The organism is Labrenzia sp. PHM005, assembly GCF_006517275.1.
Classification (GTDB): domain Bacteria; phylum Pseudomonadota; class Alphaproteobacteria; order Rhizobiales; family Stappiaceae; genus Roseibium.
Map to the genome: position 1 here is coordinate 5,872,232 of NZ_CP041191.1, position 18,740 is coordinate 5,890,971.

The 18,740-nt window shown below is 55.7% G+C and carries 17 protein-coding genes; 9 read left to right on the forward strand and 8 right to left on the reverse strand.

Annotated elements, in window-relative coordinates:
- Positions 1-3 precede the first annotated feature (3 nt).
- From FJ695_RS26595 to FJ695_RS26605, 3 genes are read right to left on the reverse strand one after another with little or no spacing between them, the layout of a single operon-like run.
- Complete coding sequence (locus FJ695_RS26595; protein ID WP_141188264.1) at positions 4-243, reverse strand: DUF4170 domain-containing protein; 240 nt, start codon at positions 241-243, stop codon at positions 4-6.
- A gap of 34 nt (positions 244-277) precedes the next feature.
- Positions 278-1,078 carry a 3'(2'),5'-bisphosphate nucleotidase CysQ gene (locus FJ695_RS26600; RefSeq protein ID WP_141188265.1) on the reverse strand — a complete coding sequence of 267 codons (801 nt, stop codon included), beginning with the start codon at positions 1,076-1,078 and terminating at the stop codon, positions 278-280.
- Positions 1,065-2,408: a TldD/PmbA family protein gene (locus FJ695_RS26605; RefSeq protein WP_141188266.1), complete on the reverse strand. Its 1,344-nt coding sequence runs from the start codon at positions 2,406-2,408 to the stop codon at positions 1,065-1,067. The genes FJ695_RS26600 and FJ695_RS26605 overlap by 14 nt, the downstream gene beginning before the upstream one ends.
- 290 nt (positions 2,409-2,698) lie before the next feature.
- On the opposite strand from FJ695_RS26605, the gene FJ695_RS26610 reads away from it, so the two are divergent.
- A complete protein-coding gene (locus tag FJ695_RS26610) occupies positions 2,699-3,289 on the forward strand; it encodes a DUF6101 family protein (RefSeq protein ID WP_141188267.1) in 591 nt (196 codons plus the stop codon).
- Between the two features lie 77 nt (positions 3,290-3,366).
- Here FJ695_RS26610 and ubiA read toward each other — a convergent pair whose 3' ends face one another.
- Both ubiA and FJ695_RS26620 read right to left on the reverse strand, forming a co-directional pair.
- The gene (gene ubiA, locus FJ695_RS26615; protein ID WP_141188268.1) at positions 3,367-4,317 is read right to left on the reverse strand and encodes a 4-hydroxybenzoate octaprenyltransferase; all 951 of its coding nucleotides are present in this window, start codon (positions 4,315-4,317) and stop codon (positions 3,367-3,369) included.
- 180 nt (positions 4,318-4,497) lie between these two features.
- Positions 4,498-4,971 (reverse strand): GNAT family N-acetyltransferase, encoded by a 474-nt coding sequence (locus tag FJ695_RS26620; protein WP_168206499.1) that lies wholly within the window; start codon positions 4,969-4,971, stop codon positions 4,498-4,500.
- A gap of 435 nt (positions 4,972-5,406) precedes the next feature.
- Here FJ695_RS26620 and purD point away from each other — a divergent pair, with 435 nt between their 5' ends.
- The 6 genes from purD to FJ695_RS26650 all read left to right on the forward strand — a co-directional run bounded on the left by purD (position 5,407) and on the right by FJ695_RS26650 (position 13,677).
- Positions 5,407-6,684, forward strand: coding sequence for a phosphoribosylamine--glycine ligase (purD, locus tag FJ695_RS26625; RefSeq protein WP_141188270.1), 1,278 nt, complete (start codon positions 5,407-5,409; stop codon positions 6,682-6,684).
- Between the two features lie 84 nt (positions 6,685-6,768).
- Positions 6,769-7,674: an alpha/beta fold hydrolase gene (locus FJ695_RS26630; RefSeq protein ID WP_141188271.1), complete on the forward strand. Its 906-nt coding sequence runs from the start codon at positions 6,769-6,771 to the stop codon at positions 7,672-7,674.
- Between the two features lie 275 nt (positions 7,675-7,949).
- A complete protein-coding gene (locus tag FJ695_RS26635) occupies positions 7,950-11,156 on the forward strand; it encodes an EAL domain-containing protein (RefSeq protein WP_209010829.1) in 3,207 nt (1,068 codons plus the stop codon).
- 131 nt (positions 11,157-11,287) lie between these two features.
- Complete coding sequence (locus tag FJ695_RS26640; protein WP_141188272.1) at positions 11,288-12,139, forward strand: patatin-like phospholipase family protein; 852 nt, start codon at positions 11,288-11,290, stop codon at positions 12,137-12,139.
- A 114-nt stretch (positions 12,140-12,253) separates the two neighbouring features.
- Positions 12,254-12,595, forward strand: coding sequence for a hypothetical protein (locus tag FJ695_RS26645; protein WP_141188273.1), 342 nt, complete (start codon positions 12,254-12,256; stop codon positions 12,593-12,595).
- Positions 12,596-12,816: 221 nt separating this feature from the next.
- A complete protein-coding gene (locus FJ695_RS26650) occupies positions 12,817-13,677 on the forward strand; it encodes an MBL fold metallo-hydrolase (protein WP_141188274.1) in 861 nt (286 codons plus the stop codon).
- A gap of 8 nt (positions 13,678-13,685) precedes the next feature.
- On the opposite strand, the gene rsmD is transcribed toward FJ695_RS26650, so the two are convergent.
- Both rsmD and FJ695_RS26660 read right to left on the reverse strand, forming a co-directional pair.
- Positions 13,686-14,249, reverse strand: coding sequence for a 16S rRNA (guanine(966)-N(2))-methyltransferase RsmD (gene rsmD / locus FJ695_RS26655; protein WP_141188275.1), 564 nt, complete (start codon positions 14,247-14,249; stop codon positions 13,686-13,688).
- Positions 14,246-15,583: a pseudouridine synthase gene (locus FJ695_RS26660; protein ID WP_141188276.1), complete on the reverse strand. Its 1,338-nt coding sequence runs from the start codon at positions 15,581-15,583 to the stop codon at positions 14,246-14,248. Before FJ695_RS26660 ends, rsmD begins: the two co-directional genes overlap by 4 nt.
- A 162-nt stretch (positions 15,584-15,745) precedes the next feature.
- Here FJ695_RS26660 and FJ695_RS26665 point away from each other — a divergent pair, with 162 nt between their 5' ends.
- Together FJ695_RS26665 and FJ695_RS26670 are read left to right on the forward strand one after the other, a co-directional pair.
- On the forward strand, positions 15,746-16,213 hold the full coding sequence (locus FJ695_RS26665) for a nucleoside deaminase (RefSeq protein WP_141188277.1): 468 nt from the start codon (positions 15,746-15,748) through the stop codon (positions 16,211-16,213).
- A 145-nt stretch (positions 16,214-16,358) separates the two neighbouring features.
- On the forward strand, positions 16,359-17,531 hold the full coding sequence (locus FJ695_RS26670; protein WP_141188278.1) for a porin: 1,173 nt from the start codon (positions 16,359-16,361) through the stop codon (positions 17,529-17,531).
- Positions 17,532-17,800: 269 nt separating this feature from the next.
- Here the strand turns inward: FJ695_RS26670 and FJ695_RS26675 are convergent, their stop codons facing one another.
- Complete coding sequence (locus tag FJ695_RS26675; protein WP_141188279.1) at positions 17,801-18,685, reverse strand: alpha/beta hydrolase; 885 nt, start codon at positions 18,683-18,685, stop codon at positions 17,801-17,803.
- Between the last annotated feature and the right edge of the window lie 55 nt (positions 18,686-18,740).

Consider the following 18,740-nt stretch of genomic DNA (forward strand, 5'->3'; position numbering starts at 1 on the left):
ACGTTAGCCGGCAGTATCCGGGTCAAGCAGACGGTGCATGTGCACGATAAAATAGCGCATGTGTGCATTGTCGACGGTCGCCTGAGCCTTGGCTTTCCAGGCCGTGTAAGCTTCGGCGTAGTTCGGATAGATGCCGACGATATCCAGTTCATCCAGATCCCGGAACGTCAGACCGTCCGGATTTTCCAATTCGCCGCCAAATACCAAATGCAAGAGTTGTTTTGATGCTTCTGCTTCGCTCATGAGCTTTCCTCGCAAGTCGGAACGCTGCCGGCCTTTAGCCAACCAGCCTTCCTAGTACCGTACAGACCGGTCCGACAAGCTGCTCAGGCGCTGCGACAAGCGCAGGGTGGCGCGTCTTCGGCTGATTGTATTTCAGACTGCGGCCGGACAAGTCGGTCAATTTCCCGCCTGCTTCCTGCACCAAAAGATCGGCTGCTGCAAGGTCCCAGTCACTCGGACCGCCGCGCGCAGCCCCAACATCAGCCCGGCCGCAAGCCACCATGGCCAAGCGGTAGGCCAGGGAGCGCAACACATCCTGGGCCTCGAAACCAGCAGCCTGAACACCTTTGTTCGCCACGATTGAGTAGGGGCCGGTAAGACGCGCACCTGCAGTCTCGCCTTTGGACGAAACCGAAATCTCTGTCTGGTTCAGCCGCGTCCCGCCACCTTTCCGCGCCAGGAACATTTCCTTTCGCCGGGGACAATAAACCGCACCTGCGGTCGGCCGTCCGTTTTCAACAACGGCAATAGACACGGTCCATTCGTCGCCGCCCGCGAGAAACGCACGCGTCCCGTCGATCGGATCGACGATAAACACCCGTTCGTGTTTCAGCCGCACCGGATCATCGGCAGTTTCTTCCGAGAGCCAGCCATAGTCTGGCCGGGCAGAGCGCAGTTTGTCAGCCAGGAAGTGGTCGACAGCAATATCCGCTTCCGAAACAGGAGACTTGTTGCCCTTGAACCACGTCTCTGGGTCGCGGCCAAAATAGGTCAGCGCAAGGTCACCAGCTTCCAGAGCGGCCTCTTCCAGGATCTTCAGATCCGCATCCAGCGCCGTTCCATCAATTTCCGGCAAGAGCCAATCCTTCAATCATGATCGACGGTGCAGCGGCAGCATAACGGTTGTCCAGATCACTGCCTGGTACCAGCCGTTTGAACATATCTTTGAGGTTTCCGGCGATGGTGATTTCGCTGACCGGTTTGACGATCTTACCGTTTTCGAACCAGAACCCGGCTGCACCACGCGAATAATCGCCAGTAAGGCCATTCACACCATGACCTATTAGATCGGTGACCAGCAGCCCTTCTCCGGCGTCTGCCATCAATTCTTCCAATGACCTCTCACCCGGCATCAATGTGACATTCGTCGATCCAGGGGAGGTTCCACTGCCGGCACGCCGGGCCCGGCCGTTTGGCGTCAGACCAAGTTCACGGGCTGACGCGCCATCCAGGTACCAATGATTAAGGACACCGTCTTCGACCATGTTGAGCACGCTGGCAGCTGTCCCCTCACCATCAAATGGACGGGTGGCTGCGCCCCGGCGTTTGAAAGGATCGTCAACAACCATCAGCCCCGGCGCCAGGACAGCTTCGCCCATTTGATCCATCAAGAAGCTTGTCTTCCGGGCAATCGAGGCTCCGTTAATGGCGCTGACCAAATGGCCAAGGATGCTTTTTGCGGCTCGGGCTTCATAAATAACATTGGCTGTGCGCGTCGAAATCTTGTCCGGATTCAACCGGCGGACAGCCCGCTCTCCAGCCCGGCGGCCAACGTCGGCAGGAGCGTCGAGGTCTTCGAAAAATGTGCGGCTGTCGAAATCATAGTCCCGTTCCATGGCGGTGCCATCTCCGGCCACGGCTGTCATGGACATGCCGAAACGGGACGAAAGATAGGCCCCTTGAAAGCCGTGACTGGTCGCCAGGACCACGCCAGACAGGCGCCAGGAAGCAGATGCGCCACCAGATTTGCTGACGCCCTCCACATCGAGGCCAGCGGCTTCTGCCTCGAGTGCAATGTCTGTCAGCTCACCTGCCGACATCTGCGTCGGATCAAGGAGTTCCAGTTCTGGTATGTCCTTGACGAGCAATTCCGGATCGGCAAGCCCCGCGAAGGGGTCTTCCGGCGCCACCTTGGCCATGGCCACTGCGCGCTCTGCAAGGTTATCTGGATCATCCAGCTGGTTGGCAGAGACCGCCGCAGTTCGTTTTCCAACAAACACCCTTAAGGTAACGTCGTCGCCTTCCGCGCGTTCGGTTTCCTCAACCTTGCCGTCGCGCACCTCAACACCGAGGGACACGCCGGTCACCGCAATGGCATCGCAGGCATCGGCTCCGGCCTTACGGGCTGCAGCGACCAAACGCTCCGCACGGGATTGAAGTTCTGTTTGATCAATCAATTCAGACATGGATACCGCCTAGGTGTTCGGCTGTTGTTTACGCCCCGGGGCGAATGGGCTGCAACTGTGGGAATCGTCTTGTCCACCTGCCATAGGTCGAAAACCGGTTAAGTGCAAATTGGGTCGGCCGGTTCGGTTTGCCAACCCCGTATCGTCAACAGAACGTTAGCGGTCTGCTTACACTCCGGTAACCCTCTTTAAAATCGGAGTTTTTTAACCTTATCTCTTAAGCAGATGACGACTCACTGAATGGTAGGTTGATCCTATCAAGAGGCCAAAAGGCCCGGTGGAGAGTCATAGTGAGACGTCAAACAGAAAACCAGATGACAATTGCACCCGGGACAGGCGCTGAACCAGCGCTTCATCCCGGGTGCCTCCCGGTTCAATTCCAGCAAAGATTGGAAACGCGCCCGGGAACCCAATCCCTGCCGGCCGATATCTTTCTTGATCGTGATAAGGCAATCATCAAACGCCGTGTCGGTGGTGTTCCAGTCACTATTGTTGTGGCTGCAAATGCCTTTGATGGTGTCATGGTGCGGATCGTTCCCGGAGATGTGCCAGGTGAAATCACTGCAAGCCTGATCCTGAAACATCCGGACAGCGCCCTCTCAATTACACTGGCGGAAACCCAGTCTTCGGATGATCTGGCGACCCTCTGGAGCCGCTGGGCCCAAGTTCTCAAGCTGCCAATGCTGGTCTGTGATCTTGGCGGTGCTGTCAAGCCGATCGAAGCTTTTCAGGCAATGCCCGCATCCGCTCCAGCCCCACGCCGCAAACTGCGCCTTCTTACCGGCCGCCGTCCGCGGTTTTTGAACCGGCGCCAAGTCGGTGGCTACAAATCATCCCCGGCCAATTTTTCGCAAGAGCGGGAAATCATCGCCCGGGATTGATCCTAAGCATAGTTGAGATGTTTGAAGAGCTCGCAAGTGCGGGCTCTAACTCTTTGTGCCAGCTAAAGCGCTTCCAATCAGGCAAACATCCAGGAAATCAGGGCATCAACGGTGAAACCGGCAAACAAGATCCAGCCATAGATCTTGTTCGAACGGAACAGTTCTAGGCACTGTTCGCCATCATCGATATCAATCACAACGATCTGCCAACCAAGATGAAGAGCACCGAGAAGAATGCCAGCGAAGGCAGCAGGCCCGGCATCGGCGAGTGCCGCTGCCAATGCAAACAGGATAGATGCTAGGGCATAGAGCGCGATGAGCGCCGGGCGTGTCTTGTCACCAAAGAGCCGCGCCGTCGACTTCACACCGACCAGCGCGTCGTCTTCCTTATCCTGGTGGGCATAGATCGTGTCATAACCGATCGTCCAGAAAATACCGCCAATGTAGAGCAGAACGGGCGCCAAAGAGAGCTCCCCGAATACGGCCGCCCAACCCATCAAGGCACCCCATGAAAAGGCAAAGCCCAAAAACAACTGTGGCCAATTGGTGATCCGCTTCATAAACGGATAAACGGCAACCGGCACTAGCGAGACAACGCCTAGTGCGATCGAGAAAGTGTTGAACTGCAGTAGAACGATCAGGCCAACGAGAGCCTGGAGGACAAGGAAGATCTTGGCTTGGGTCTTTGTGACCTGACCTGCCGGGATCGGCCGGGACCGGGTCCGTTCCACCTGTTCGTCGATGTCGACATCGACAATATCGTTGTAGGTGCAGCCCGCCCCGCGCATGGCAACGGCGCCAACAAAAAACAACAGCATATGCCACGGATTTGGCCAGCCATTTCCTGCTGCGATCGCGGCCAATGCGGCGGACCACCAACATGGCCACAAGAGGAGCCACCAGCCGATGGGACGCTCCCAACGGGCCAACCGCGCATAGGGGCGAAGCCCGGCTGGCAGCCGTGTATCGACCCAATGCTTCTTAACCGCATCGGCAACCGGTCCGGTATCCTTGGTGGAGAAAAACATTCGTGTGGTTCCTGTTTGAAATCCAACGAGCTCTGACTGATACGTGGTTTTCGAATCTCATGTGCAGCTTTACCGGCTCTCTCGTCGAAAATCATCCCCGAGCCGAGTTCGGCAAAAAAGAAATGGAAAATGCCTTCGGCTCGCAGTGGGCGAGGCAGGCCGGCTTTACTCAAAATGTCTTCAAAACACCGGGCCGTCGTTTTCGGAAAACTCCTGGTCGGTGAACCGCACAAGCGGAACTGCGGAAAAACCCTCAAGTTCAAATATTTGAGACAGAGGATCGCCCTCCCTCAAGTAGGCTGTGACAATAGCAGGACCAAAATTTTCCAGGTCTCCAATGATGGCCCGCAAGATCCGCTGAGCGAGACCCTGGCCTTTGTACCCGTTCAGAGGATAGATTTTCTCCAGGATTGCCAATCGTCCCGCCCAAATGACTGATTGCTGGAAAGCCACACAGGCAAAACCAGCCGGTACGCCGCGCACTTCGACCAGATAAATCCGCCCGGCGGAAGCATCAACCAGCATTCGGCTAATGGCCGCTTCATGTGCCTTCTCGAACGGTTCGCCGCAGTCTTCGCGGCATTTTCGGAAGATTTTGAGAATGTCGCGCCGGTTGGCAGGTGATCCGAGCACGATCTGCCAGGACCGGCTCACAGCACTAGGCCGTGTGGACGAATTGGAGATGTCTTTCGCTGGGATTTGCTGCGTTCAAGATCAAGAAAATCTGGCGCAGGTGATGCAGGTGCATCAGCAAGGCGGATTTGCGCAGAAAGTTGAACGCTGCAGGCCCTACCCTTCGGGTGAGGCAAAGGGCAGCAATCTGACGCGGACAGCCCCTTGACCGTATCACCGATACGTTCTGCAGGTCTTTCCACGCCATCTTTCGCCCTTTGTCTCACGAAAGGCGTCTCCAATTCGTCCACACGGCCTAGACCCCGGCCGCGCCTGAAACTCGGACTGCACATGCAGAACATCGGCCAATTGCAGCCCTGCCGTTGCCGTGATAGACCGCGCTCCAACGGCGGTGGCCGGTCAGTTTGACCGTGCGACAGCTTTCCTTCCTGTTGATGCACGAGAGATTGGCATTTCATGAAAGTTCTCCTGATCGGATCCGGTGGCCGCGAACATTCTCTTGCCTGGGCCCTGGCCAAATCGCCGAAGTTGACCAAGCTTTATGCGGCTCCTGGGAATGCCGGTATTACAGCTCATGCAGAGCTTTCTGATCTAGACGTTTCCAACCATGCTGGTGTGATTGCCTTTTGCCAGGACAAGCAGATCGAGTTTGTGGTTGTTGGCCCGGAAGCGCCGCTGGTCGCAGGTCTTGTTGATGACTTGAACGCTGCCGGGATCAAGGCTTTCGGTCCCGCGAAGGTCCCTGCTCAGCTGGAAGGATCCAAGGCTTTCACAAAAGCCGTGTGTGACGAAGCAGATATTCCGACTGCTGGGTATGGCCGCTTCGACAATGAGGCCGGTGCACTCGCTTACGTCCGCGAAAAAGGCGCCCCAATCGTCATCAAGGCCGATGGTCTGGCGGCGGGCAAAGGTGTTGTTGTTGCAATGACACTGGCCGAAGCCGAGGCTGCCGTCACGGCTTGTTTCGAAGGTTCTTTCGGGGCGGCGGGCTCCGAGGTCGTCATCGAAGAGTTCCTGGAAGGTGAGGAAGCCAGCTTCTTCGTTTTGTCGGATGGCACCAACGCCTTACCTCTGGCAACGGCCCAGGATCACAAACGCGCCTATGATGGCGATGAAGGCCCCAATACTGGCGGCATGGGAGCCTATTCCCCTGCACCAGTTCTGACCGATGATCTGATTGCTGATGTGATGAAACGGATCATCGAACCGACGATTGTAACGCTGGCCAAACGCGGCACGCCTTTCAAGGGTGTTTTGTATGCCGGCCTGATGATCACCGCCGACGGTCCCAAGCTGATCGAATACAACACCCGCTTCGGTGATCCGGAGTGCCAGGTACTGATGATGCGTCTTCAGAGTGATCTTCTGGAGCTGATGCTGGCCAGCGCCGAAGGCACGCTCGATCAATGTTCGGCAGACTGGAGCGACGATGTTGCTCTGACGGTCGTCATGGCCGCAAAAGGCTATCCGGGCTCTTATGACAAGGGCACCGAGATCAAAGGCATCAACAATGCGGCCTCGGCCGGAGTGGAAGTCTTCCACGCCGGCACAAAAGCAGACGGTGATAAAGTGCTGGCCAACGGTGGCCGGGTTCTCAATGTCACCGCCTTGGGGACATCGGTGAAAGCTGCTCAACAGGCCGCTTATGAGGCGGTTCAGAAAATTGACTGGCCAGACGGATTTTGCCGGACGGACATCGGCTGGCGTGCCGTGACGCGCGAAAACGGCAACTGATCCTCATCCTTCAATCGAATCATGGCCATAAGCGCCCTTGGCGCTTACCCTCCTCCCCAATTCCACCTATTTGGGGAGGACGCCATGGACCGCGCGTTACCAGATCTATTTCCCGGTTTTGAAAGCCGTTTGGCAGAAACCGAACAAGGATCAATATTCTACCGCACCGGAGGCTCCGGTCCGGCGCTGCTTCTCCTGCACGGGTATCCCCAGTCGCATGTCATTTGGCATAAGATCGCGCCGGAACTGGCTGAACATTTTACTCTCGTCATGCCGGATTTGCCCGGTTATGGCCAATCCGCGGTCCCACCGCTAAGCGCGGACCACGCGGCTTATTCAAAACGCGTAATGGCCCGAACGATGGCTAGCCTGATGGAAAGCCTGGGTCACACACAATTCCGGACAGTCGGGCATGACCGCGGCGGGCGGGTTGTCTACCGCATGGCATTGGACTTGCCGGAGCGGATCCTTGGCGCAGCCGTCCTCGATATTCTCCCGACTTATGACTACTGGAACAAATTGGACCGGGAGTTTGCGTTGAAGATCTATCACTGGGCGTTTCTGGCGCAACCAGCTCCGCTCCCGGATAACATGATCGCGGCGGATCCGATTACGTTCCTTGAACACAAATTGGCAAGCTGGAGTGCGGCCAAGGACCTTAGTGCCTATTCAGACGGCGCTCTTGAGCACACCCGGGCTTGGTTTCAAGATCCCAAACGGATCGCGGCGACCTGCGAAGATTACAGGGCCGGCGCGCACATTGATTATCTGCATGACGCCGAAGACCGGCAGTCCGGTAAAACTATTCAACCGCCCCTCTTGGCTCTATGGGGTACTCAAGGGATCGCAGGAAGTGTTGAAGACCCTCTGGCCGTATGGCGGGACTGGTGCCCGCACGTGAAAGGCAAGCCAATCACCAGCGGACATTTTCTACCTGAGGAGGCTCCTGAAGAGACCTGCATTGAAATAAAGAACTTCTTTGCCCTGTAAAATCTGCGAATTGGCCGATTTGACGATTTCGCTCAAGTAAAGCCAAATCATGGGAACACAGCCGCTTAGAAAAGCATATTATTTGCAGGATCTTGCACTTACCTTTCTTAATTTTCTTAACATTTTTATTCAAAGCAATTTAACGAATAGCCGTTATCGATAATTCTGGCAGTGAGTATTCCTAGCCGCAGGAACCACTCTTGGCGCGTGCGGAAGAGATGGAATGCTCCTGAAAAGTTGCGGCAGAAGCCGCGCGTAGGGGTTGGGTACAGAACGTGCGTGAACGAATAACACTGGACAAGGAGACGACACGGTCCGGGTATCATCTTCTTGCTTCAGAGAAGTTCCACCTAGACCATATTGTTTCCCAGTGGAGTGAAGACGGCTCCCGCAACGGACGGCCGCTCAAGGTTGTGTTCGCCGGCTTTCTGGCACTCGTTATTGCTGCGCTCGCGTTCCAGAACATCACCACCGAACTCACCATCTTGCAAGCTCCCTACGACCGCATAAAAACCGCGTCTCATGAGCTCATCCAAAGTCATCGGGCACAGGTGTCCGGCGCGTTAACCGAAATTGCAGATGACCTGGCCTCCGATCCTGCCTTCGAAGCCGCAATAAGCCGCAACGATACGGACGCGGTCTCGCGAATAGCCGATCACATCTTCTCTCATTTCAACGGAGATACGGGTGTTTTTGACTTAACGATCTACTCGGCCAACCGTTCAATCCTATATAACGGCGGAAGTTCTCTGGCGGATTTCACGCCTTCGTCGCCCTTTTTCGAGACTGACCTCGAAGGTTCTCTTTTCCGCACGACGAACAGTTTGGAGTTCGATACAAAGGGCGGTATCGGTGTAAGTGCTCTCCAACCGTTGGTCGCCGAAGGGCGGCTGTTGGCCTATTTGAAACTCACCGCTGACGTCGAAAAATCAATGGCGTTGCTGAGCGCTGCAGTGAATGGGGAAATTCTGAAGGCTGGCAGTCCTCTGGGGCCTTTGCGTACTTTAACGCCTGCCGGACAAGAAAAATCACCGTCTGCGCTTTCCTACAGGTTGTTAGGCACTCAGACCACTTCGTCCGCCACGGTTCAGAAAATTCTACAAACGCGCAGCGCGCCATCATGGTTCCATCCCGTTCTTATTGATGGCGACCGGGTATTGATTGCGCAGGATTTGCCTATTGATATCGTCAACGGAGAGGCTGGATCCAAACTGATCCTAATCCGTGACGTTACCGACAATGCGATGGCATTTTTGAAATCCATGGGTATCTCGGTGCTCATCAGTTTGTTGTTCGCCGTCGTTGCATGGCGGATTTTGACCCGTCTCCTCAACAAGTTCCAGCAAACGATCATAAGAACGCGGTCAAATCTGGAAGCCGAAGTCTTATCTAACACTCGGGAGCTGGAGCGCAGCCAGGCACAGCTTTTAGAGGCCCAATCCATCGCCTCCATCGGCAGTTGGGATGGCAACCTGATCACAAAGGAAATCTCAGGCTCTCAGGAATTCTTCCGGATTCTGGACATTCCATCAGATACCCCGCCTGCTGATATTAAAAAATGTTTCTTTGAACAGATCTCTGAACCGGAGCTCTACCACGTCAAATTAGCCGTCAAAACCGCCATCGAACAGTGCGGTACGTTCGACTTTGAGCACACCATCGTACGCTCCGATGGAACCAAAGCCCGCATCCATACTCAGGGCCATATTATTGCCGATGAGAATGGCCGGGCAATCAGCGGCATTGGAACCGTTCACGATATTACCGAGAGGTCAAATACCGAGCGCCAAAACAAGCTGATGGCAAAGATAATGGAGACCTCGCTCAACGAGATCTACCTGCTGAATGCCGAGACGTTCGAAATCGAATACGCCAACGCAGTCGCATTACAGAACCTCGGCTATGCCAATGAAGACATTGAGCAACTCAAACTCTGGGACATCAGCCAGGAATTCAAAAAGGACACCATTGCGCAAAAACTGGCACCGTTGACCACACAAACACAAGCCAACTACACCGCCGAAACTTATCAACGCCGCCAAGATGGCAGCGAGTACCCTGTCGATTTCCAGATCCAGCTTGTTCACGATCAGGGCAGGCACCGGTTTGTGGCCATGGCAAACGATATTTCTGAACGTGTCCAGCGCGAGAATGAAACCCGGGATGCCAAGGAACGTGCCGAACGGCTGGCGTATTTTGATCCGCTAACCAAACTTTCCAATCGCGCGGGCTGCCAACGCGATGCCCGCAAACTGTTCGCTGAAGAGGACAAACCGGCCTTCCTGATCCATGTGGATATGGACAACTTCAAACGAGTCAATGACACGCTCGGCCACCTCGCCGGCGATTATTGTCTGGCAGAGACCGGGCGGCGCCTTAGAGAAGTCAGCCGCGGACTGGGGACACCCTACCGCTGGGGTGGTGATGAGTTCGTCATTCTCGCCAATTCCGCATCCGCCGATCCGAACGAGCTGTGTGAACGCGCCCGCCGTCTGATGCGCTCACCGATGGAGTTTAACGGCACGACATTCTGGCCGACTGTGAGCATGGGCATTGCTCTTTGTCCCGATCATGGCATGGAATTCGACTCGCTTCTGGTCAATGCCGATCTGGCGCTTTACCGCTCCAAACACAACGGAAAAGACCGGTTCACGTTCTTCTCGTTGGATATGCAGACACTGAGCGATACCGAAGCCCAGCTGGAGCGCGAGCTGCATATGGCCGCCCAGCGCGACGAGTTCTTCTTGGTATTCCAACCACAAGTGAACATGCGCAGCCACAAGGTCATCGGCATGGAAGCCTTGGTGCGCTGGCGGCATCCAAAACGTGGAATAGTCTCGCCAGGGGAATTTCTTCCAGTTGTTGAAAAAACCGGCTTTTCCTCCGTCCTGGGTGAAATTGTGCTCGATAAAGCGTTTGCCGCAGCCCGCTCCTGGCAGGATGCAGGCCTGGATTACGGCCGGATTTCGGTCAACATTTCTCCTGCGCATTTGTCTTCGGGCGTGCTGCTCGATCAATTTAAGGACGCTATGGCCCGCCATGATCTGGCACCAGATCGGATCACTGCCGAGGTCTTGGAGTCAGTCTTCCTGGATGACGACAGCTCCTGCCACATGACCACATTGAGAGACCTTTACGAGATGGGCGTTCACGTCGAACTCGATGATTTCGGCACAGGCTACGCGTCTCTGACGCATGTCGTTGATCTGCCGATCAATGGTCTCAAAATTGATCGTTCCTTCACCCAGCAGTTACTGGAAGACCATCGCAAGGAAATCGTCATCAACCAGCTGATCCATTTGGCCCGGTCGCTGGACATCGCGGTCATTTGTGAAGGGGTCGAAACGGAAGAACAATATGACCGCCTGCGCATGATGGGCGACTTTGCCGTCCAAGGGTTCCTAATCGCCAAGCCGTTGCCGTTTGAAGAGGCCACCAACTGGATGGCAGACACGGCAGAAGACCTCTATTTCGTTTTCTAACGGATTGATCTACCAATTGACCCGGATCTTGATGGAGGGCTTTTGAGTCGACCTGGATCAAACTGCGTCCTTGCGCAGGAATTGCCCACCCCCTACCTGTTCTGAAAAGAGTTTATAGACACAGGTGAAACATGACCGGACAAGCCGCTTTTCCAAAAATCGGCCTGGCACTTGGCGGCGGCGGCGCCCGCGGGCTTGCCCACATTCCGGTGCTCGAAGCGTTCGACGATCTTGGGATCAAGCCATACAAAATTGCTGGCACATCCATCGGTTCCATCATTGGTGCAGGTTATGCAAGCGGCCGGTCCGGAGAGGATTTACGAAGAATTGTCCTGGATCTGTTTGCCGACAATAACAAAGTCCTGAACCGGTTGTGGCAACTCAGACCCAAACGGTTCAAGGATGTCTTCCGCGCTGGTCCAGTTCAATTTGATCCTCTGAAAGTCCTAAACGTTTTCGTCTCAGAGTATCTGCCCGACACATTTGACGACCTGCAAATCCCCTTGCGCGTTCTGGCAACCGACTTTTACGGCTGCGAAGAAGTTGACTTTGAAACCGGCCCTTTGCTGCCAGCAATTGCAGCCTCGATCTCGATCCCAGCCGTCTTCCGCCCGGTCCGCCACCAAGGCCGTTTCCTCATTGATGGCGGTGTCGTCAATCCGCTGCCGTTTGATGGTTTGCGCTCTCAGTGCGACATCGTCGTCGCGGTTGATGTCGTCGGCGCTCCGGTCGCCCGCACAAACCCGGCCGATATCAGCACGCTGGACTCACTATTTGGCTCATCGCAAATCCTGATGCAGACAATCACCAGTCAGAAAATCAAGATGGATCAACCCGATATCCTGATTCGACCGCAGAACGGCAATATCCGGATCCTCGATTTTTTAAAAGCAGAGTCTATCTTGGATAGCTCAGAGTCATTGAGAGCTTTGACACGTACAAAACTGACAAAACTGTTAAATACTTCAATGGAAATTACTTAAACGACACTCACCTTCACTAGAGGTTGCCACTGACTTAATTTGGCGAATGTGGATATTTAACAATCCATTAATCTAATTCCGAGATCCTTCTTGGTGAACGAAGGAGAAAAAGCCATGCAGCTGGCCAAGGGATCAGCCGATTTGGAGACCTGCCCGGTCCGGGATGAGATTTTAAAGAAACTCTTGGACTCGGCACTGAATGCGACGTCTGAAATCGCCGGCCAACTGCCGGATGAGCAGCGCGCAGCCATGGCGATCTATTGTTACCGCCGCTCTCATCTCCGCCGTATCGGACTGCAACTGGCTGCGCAATGCGAACGGGCCGATTTGGTCAGGGAAGCTGGAACGGCCGGCGAGTTGATCTTCATGCAATCCCGCAACGCGGGCGCTGCAACAGAGGATATGAAAACCAGGTCACGCGGCACCAGACCACCGGTCAGCCTTCATAGCGTTTAACATTTGTTCCCGGGGCAGGTTCTTCCTCCCACCCGCCCCCACCTGGCAACCGTCCGTATGGCCGGTTGCCATTCTTTTTGTGCCAATAGATGTCCGGTTGGATGCCTTTCCCAACAGCTTCCCGCCGTCAGACGACATTTGCTTTTGAATTTCAGCCTTGCCGGACCTGACCAAATGCCTACTCTATTGTTGTGACAACGGACGGTCCGGGATCAATTGCCATGTCGCATCAGGTCTATTGTGCTCGCTCATTTTTCTCGACGAGGTTCCATCATGGTTCCGCGGCGGTCGCCTTGCTCACCGTCTTGTTGTGGATCTGTGCCGCAGCACCGGCCTTTGCGATTTGCCAACTCGTCGCCAACGCGCCCTATAAAACACCCAACCCTGGCGAAATCCGCATCTGGAAAGCAGCATTGCAACCGGATGAGATCCAGATCCGCTACATCGGACACTCCACATTTGAACTGGAGACTCCGAGAGGTGTCCGCATTGCCACCGACTACAACGACAGTGTCCGGCCATTTTTGCCGCCGACAGTCGCAACGATGAACGGTGCCCATAGCACGCATTATTCAATCAATCCTGATCCCAATATCGAACACCTGCTTTACGGCTGGAACCGGAACGGCGGACCGATGGACCATGATCTGACTGTCGATGACGTCCGCATCCGCAACATTCAAACAAACATCCGGGGCTGGGATGGAGAAACCCGGCGGCTCGGGAATTCGATCTTCATTTTTGAGGTTGCCGATCTTTGTGTTGCCCATCTTGGGCACCTGCATCACCGGCTGACGCAGGAAGACCTGAAACGCCTTGGCCAGATTGACGTCATTTTCGCGGCAATCGACAATACATCGACACTGCGCCTGGATAGCCTGATGGATGTTTTGGCCAGCATCGGGCCGTCGATGGTGATCCCAATGCATTTTCATTTTGCAGGCGCCTTGCCCGCTTTTATTGGCAGAGCAACGGAACAAGGCTATCAGATCGTCCGGGCAGAGACACCGAGCCTCACGGTCAGCCGGAAAACGCTGCCCGCTCAAAAGACCGTCTACATCATGATGCCGGGCGGCGCTTGAATTGATGCCTACTCGGCAAAGCCAAACTGCAAAAACAACACCTGGCTGTCACCAGCTTGGCGCCGATCGAGCTCGGTGAACCCTTCCGGTGTCTCTACGTCCGCCGACGCGCGTTCTTCCAAAACACACAGCGCACCGAATTTTAGCCAGCCTCCGGCCGCCGCTGATGCAAGGGCCTTCTCACCCAGCGCCTTGTCGTAAGGCGGATCGGCAAAAACCAAGTCAAACGGCTCGATCGTGCCGGTTTCACCTAACCGCGTGGCATCCCGCCGGAAGATCTTGGCCGCCCCATTGAGACCAAAACTTTCCATGTTGCGGCGGATCACGCCTCGCGCGTCACTTGCTTCTTCAATAAAGGTGCAATGGCGCGCGCCCCGGCTGATGGCTTCAAACCCGAGCGCGCCTGTTCCGGCGAAGAGGTCGAGCACTCGGCAGCCGTCTAAGTCAAAATCCAGTCCGTGTGCTAGAATATTGAACACGGTTTCCCGCAGACGGTCGCTTGTTGGTCGTGTTGCGGAAGACTTGGGTGTGGCCAGAGCCGCGCCTTTGAACCGTCCGGCAACAATCCTCACGTACGCCCCCCGCGCCGCGGCGGACGGCCGTCGCGGGATGGACCGCGCCGGTTACCCTTATCTTCATTCGAGCGGCGTTCCTGCTGCTTGTCATCAACAAGACCGTCGTCCCCCCAAATCCGCCGTTTTGGTGGTTCCCGGCGTTCTTCCGTTTGATCCCGGCGCAGTTTGGGTTCGGAGGTCATGCGGAACCGGGAGCGCGGCGAAACCTTTTCCCGCCGGGGGCCTTCGTTTTTGCGCTTGCCCTGTTTATGGTCTGGCTTGTCACTTTTGGAAGCTTTCTTCCGGTCCGTGGCAGTCTTGCCTTCTTTTGCCGTCAGCCATTTGCCCTGGTTCTGCCCCCGAGCTGCCCCGCCATCACGGCCACCGGATTTGGAGCCGGTGCGTTTTTTCTCCGGCTCCTGTTTTGGCATATGGAAAATTGGCGCATCAAAGTCCGCACCTGCTTCTTCTGCCAGTGTTTCGCCCAGCTGATCGCGCAACACACGGCCGCGGATTTCCCGGACATCTCCTTCGGCCAGATCCATCAGCTGGAACGGACCATAAGACAGGCGGATCAAGCGGTTCACGGACATGCCAAGATGTTCAAGGACCCGTTTGACTTCCCGGTTTTTACCTTCGCGCAACCCGACCGTCATCCAGACGTTGCCGCCCTGTTCCTTGTCGAGTGTGGCTTCGATTGCCCCGTAAAGCACACCGTCGATGGCAACACCATCTTGCAGGGTATCAAGGTCCGCTTGAGTAACCTTTCCAAACGCCCGCACGCGGTAGCGGCGCAGCCATCCGGTAGACGGCAATTCCAGAACCCGCGCCAAACCGCCGTCGTTGGTCAGGAGCAACAGGCCTTCAGTGTTGATGTCGAGACGGCCAACAGTCAAAACCCGCGGCAGATCGTCCGGCAGGCGGTCAAACACGGTCGGCCGGCCTTCCGGATCCTTATTGGTGGTCACCAGGCCGCGCGGCTTGTGATAGAGCCACAACCTCGTGCGTTCGCGCAAAGGCAGCGGTTCGCCGTCGACAAGGACCTTGTCATTGCCGGTCACCGTGACCGCCGGTGTGGTCAGCACCTTGCCGTTGAGCTCTACCCGGCCATTTTCAATCCAGGTTTCCGCCTCCCGGCGCGAACACAGCCCGGCGCGCGCCATAACCTTGGCGATGCGTTCACCACGGTCACCGTCCGGCAAGCTGGCGCGGTCAGCCTCCGCCTTGACTACAGGCTTACGGCCGGCTGGTTTCGCAGGTTTGCCAGATCCGCGTTTTTCCGCTGCACGTTTGGGACGGTTCCGGCCGTCTTGAGGGCCAGTCCGTTTCGGAGAGAATTTTTTTGTCGTCATGGGGGCGTCATAGCAGAGCCGGACGCATTCGGGAATCGCTTGTTTTCACCATTATTGCTTCCAATGCGGTTCTTTCGCTGGTTTTGATACCGGCCAACCCGCATTTGCGGCTGACGGATTGGCGAATTCCTTCTAAATATCAGCGCAAGCTGAGAGATTGATATGACCACCGACCCCGCCCAGACACTCGAAAAAACCTATATGGACCTTGCTTTGGAAGAAGCGGAAAAAGCCGCGGTCCGGGGCGAAGTGCCTGTGGGAGCCGTTCTGGTCCAAAACGGCAAAATTCTGGCCCGCGATGGCAATCGGACCCTGGAACTGAACGATCCAACAGCACACGCCGAAGTACTGGTCATCCGCAGCGCCTGCGAACACCTGCAATCCCAGCGGCTGCCGGAGTGTGATCTCTATGTAACGTTGGAACCCTGTGCCATGTGCGCCGCCGCCATTTCCTTTGCCCGAATCCGTCGCCTCTACTACGGCGCAGCCGATGAAAAGGGTGGTGCCGTTGACCATGGCCCCCGGTTCTTTTGCCAGCCGACATGTCATCACGGGCCTGAAACTTACGCGGGGATAGGTGAACGCCAGTCAGCCGCGCTTTTAAAGTCTTTTTTTCAAGGACGGCGCTGATCAAATTGCGGTTGCACAATTGCCACAGGTTCCTTCTATTCCTTCATCTAGCCCTCAGATTTTGTTGCTCATGCAACCGGCTGTTGGTTAACTGATCTGCAGACATCCATAGAAGCGCCGCTTGCGTTCTCCTGGAGAAAATCAGATGAAAAAACTTGCTCTTTTTGGCGCCGCAGTTGCACTGTCTGGGCTAACGACAGGTGTCCAGGCCGCCGATTTGCCGCTGGCGCCGGAACCCGTTGATTACGTTAGGATTTGCGACGCTTACGGAACCCGGTTCTTCTATCTGCCAGGAACAGACACGTGCCTACGTGTTGGCGGCCGTATTCGTGTTGAATACCGGTTCAACAATTACGGCGATGGACCGAACAACTGGTCAGATAAAGCGCAAACATCCACGGTCTTCCGGTCCCGTGGATACATCTATTTGGATTCGCGCACGGCAACTGAATATGGGCTGCTGCGCACATTCACCTCGATTTTCCACACCAGTGACAGCAGCGCATTTGGCGCAGTCACACCGGAGCTTGAATTCAGCTTCGTCCAGTTCGGTGGTTTCACCTTTGGCCGCACGCAATCATTCTGGGATTATTGGACCGGCTATTCCTGGGGCGCTCAAGTCACGTCCTATTCGGATACCAAGTCCAACGTGATTGCCTATACCGGCACATTCGGGAACGGTATCTCAGCAAGTGTATCACTGGAAAATGCCGCTTCCAGGCAGGTTCAGCTGATATCTGCTGGTGGCAATGGATACGGCGGCGACAAACTCCCGGATGCCATCGCCAACATCCGCATCGAACAAGGATGGGGATCTGCTCAGCTGATGGGTGTCCTGCATCATGTCCGGTTTGCCGACGTTGCAGCAGAAGGCAAACTCGGCTGGGCTATTGGCGCCGGCGCGCAAATCAATGTTCCCTTTCTTGGAAGCAAAGATAAAATTGCGATCCAAGTTGCGTATTCCGATGGCGCCAGCCGGTTCCCACTCGACAGCTGGGACAGCCAGATCACCGATGCCATCAATATAGCCGGCAGCACCAAGACAACCAAGACCTGGAACATCGCAGGCGGTTGGCATCACGCCTTCTCCGATGCCTGGCAGGCCAATCTGGAAGGGGGCTATCACGTTGCTGATGCGGCAACGGATGCCTATGACTTCAGCCAGTGGACCGCCACGGGCAACGTTGCTTGGACCCCGGTGTCCGGCCTGGTCATTGGCGCTGAGATGCAATACCGCAATGTGGATTACAAGGCTGCGTCCGGACTGGCTGACAAGGGAGAGATCTACACCACTTTCCGTGTGCAGAGAACGTTCTGACAAGGTCGCACCATCGACCTAGAAAAAGAAAACAGCGCTTGGTGACACCGAGCGCTGAGGCCGTTGAAATTTGCTGGCCTGCCAATCTAATTCTGTGCCGCACCGGCCTTGAGCCGGTGTCAAACCCATCCAAAATGTTATTTTCCAATGAGTTGGCATTAGTGGAGATCCCGGATCACAGCTTCGCTGCGTCCGGGAAAGCCTGTGGAGAGGTTTATCAGCAGTCTGACGGCGCTTTATTTTTTGATTGAGCCCAACAACTTGGCGTGTCAGCAGGCTTTTCTGACAGTCTCCAAAGCGCAGTAGGTGCGTTGCACCGTTTCCCACAGGCCGTTCTTCCACAAATCGCTGTGGCTTACGCCGTCGACAATTTCCAAGTTCTTGGGTTCCGGGGCCAGCTCATAGAGGCGTTTGCCATGCTCAACCGGGATGATCCGGTCCTTGGTGCCGTGCAGGATCAGGATTGGGCTTTGAACCTTCTTGATCCGCTCCCGCGTCGGCATGGGGTCTTTCATCAAGGCGGCAACCGGTAGCCAGGGGTAGCGCTGCGCAGCAATGTCGACCAGCGCTGTGTAGGGCGCTTCCAGAACCAGCAGTTTGGCATCGGGCCGTTGTTCGGCAACCGCCGTTGCCACACCTGTGCCAAGGCTTTCGCCGTGCAGGATTACCGGAGTGCCAGTCGCGGTCAGCCGATCATAGTGTTCCAAAGCATCTGAGATAAACGCGGCCTCGGACGGTGAACCTTCACTGCCCGAATACCCGCGATAAGTTGGCGCGTATAGACCGTAGCCGCTGTCCAAAACATGTTTGAACCGTTTGTGGCGTGCCGACAAATTGCTGGAGTTGCCGTGAAAATACATGACCGTCGGCGCTCCAGGCCGCGGCTCTGCGGTCCACACCGTGACATTCGTGCCATCGGCCATTGTCACCGTCTCGACAGCAACGCCTTCCAGTCCCTTGGCTTCCGGGGTTTCAAGTTCACCAGTTGGAACAAAGACGAAGTTGCGCTGATTGAAATACATGTAACCAGCTGCAATGCCGTAGGCGATCACACCGGCCACCAGAACCTTGCGCAAAACCCGTCCGCCCTTGCGCCAAGCACTCACGCTATCCGTTGCCGACGATATAGAAGAATTGCCGTCTTCTGCGCTCATTCAGATCTCCATAAGCCATCTTCCAGCGCCGCATCGCTCTGAAAGACCAGAACGG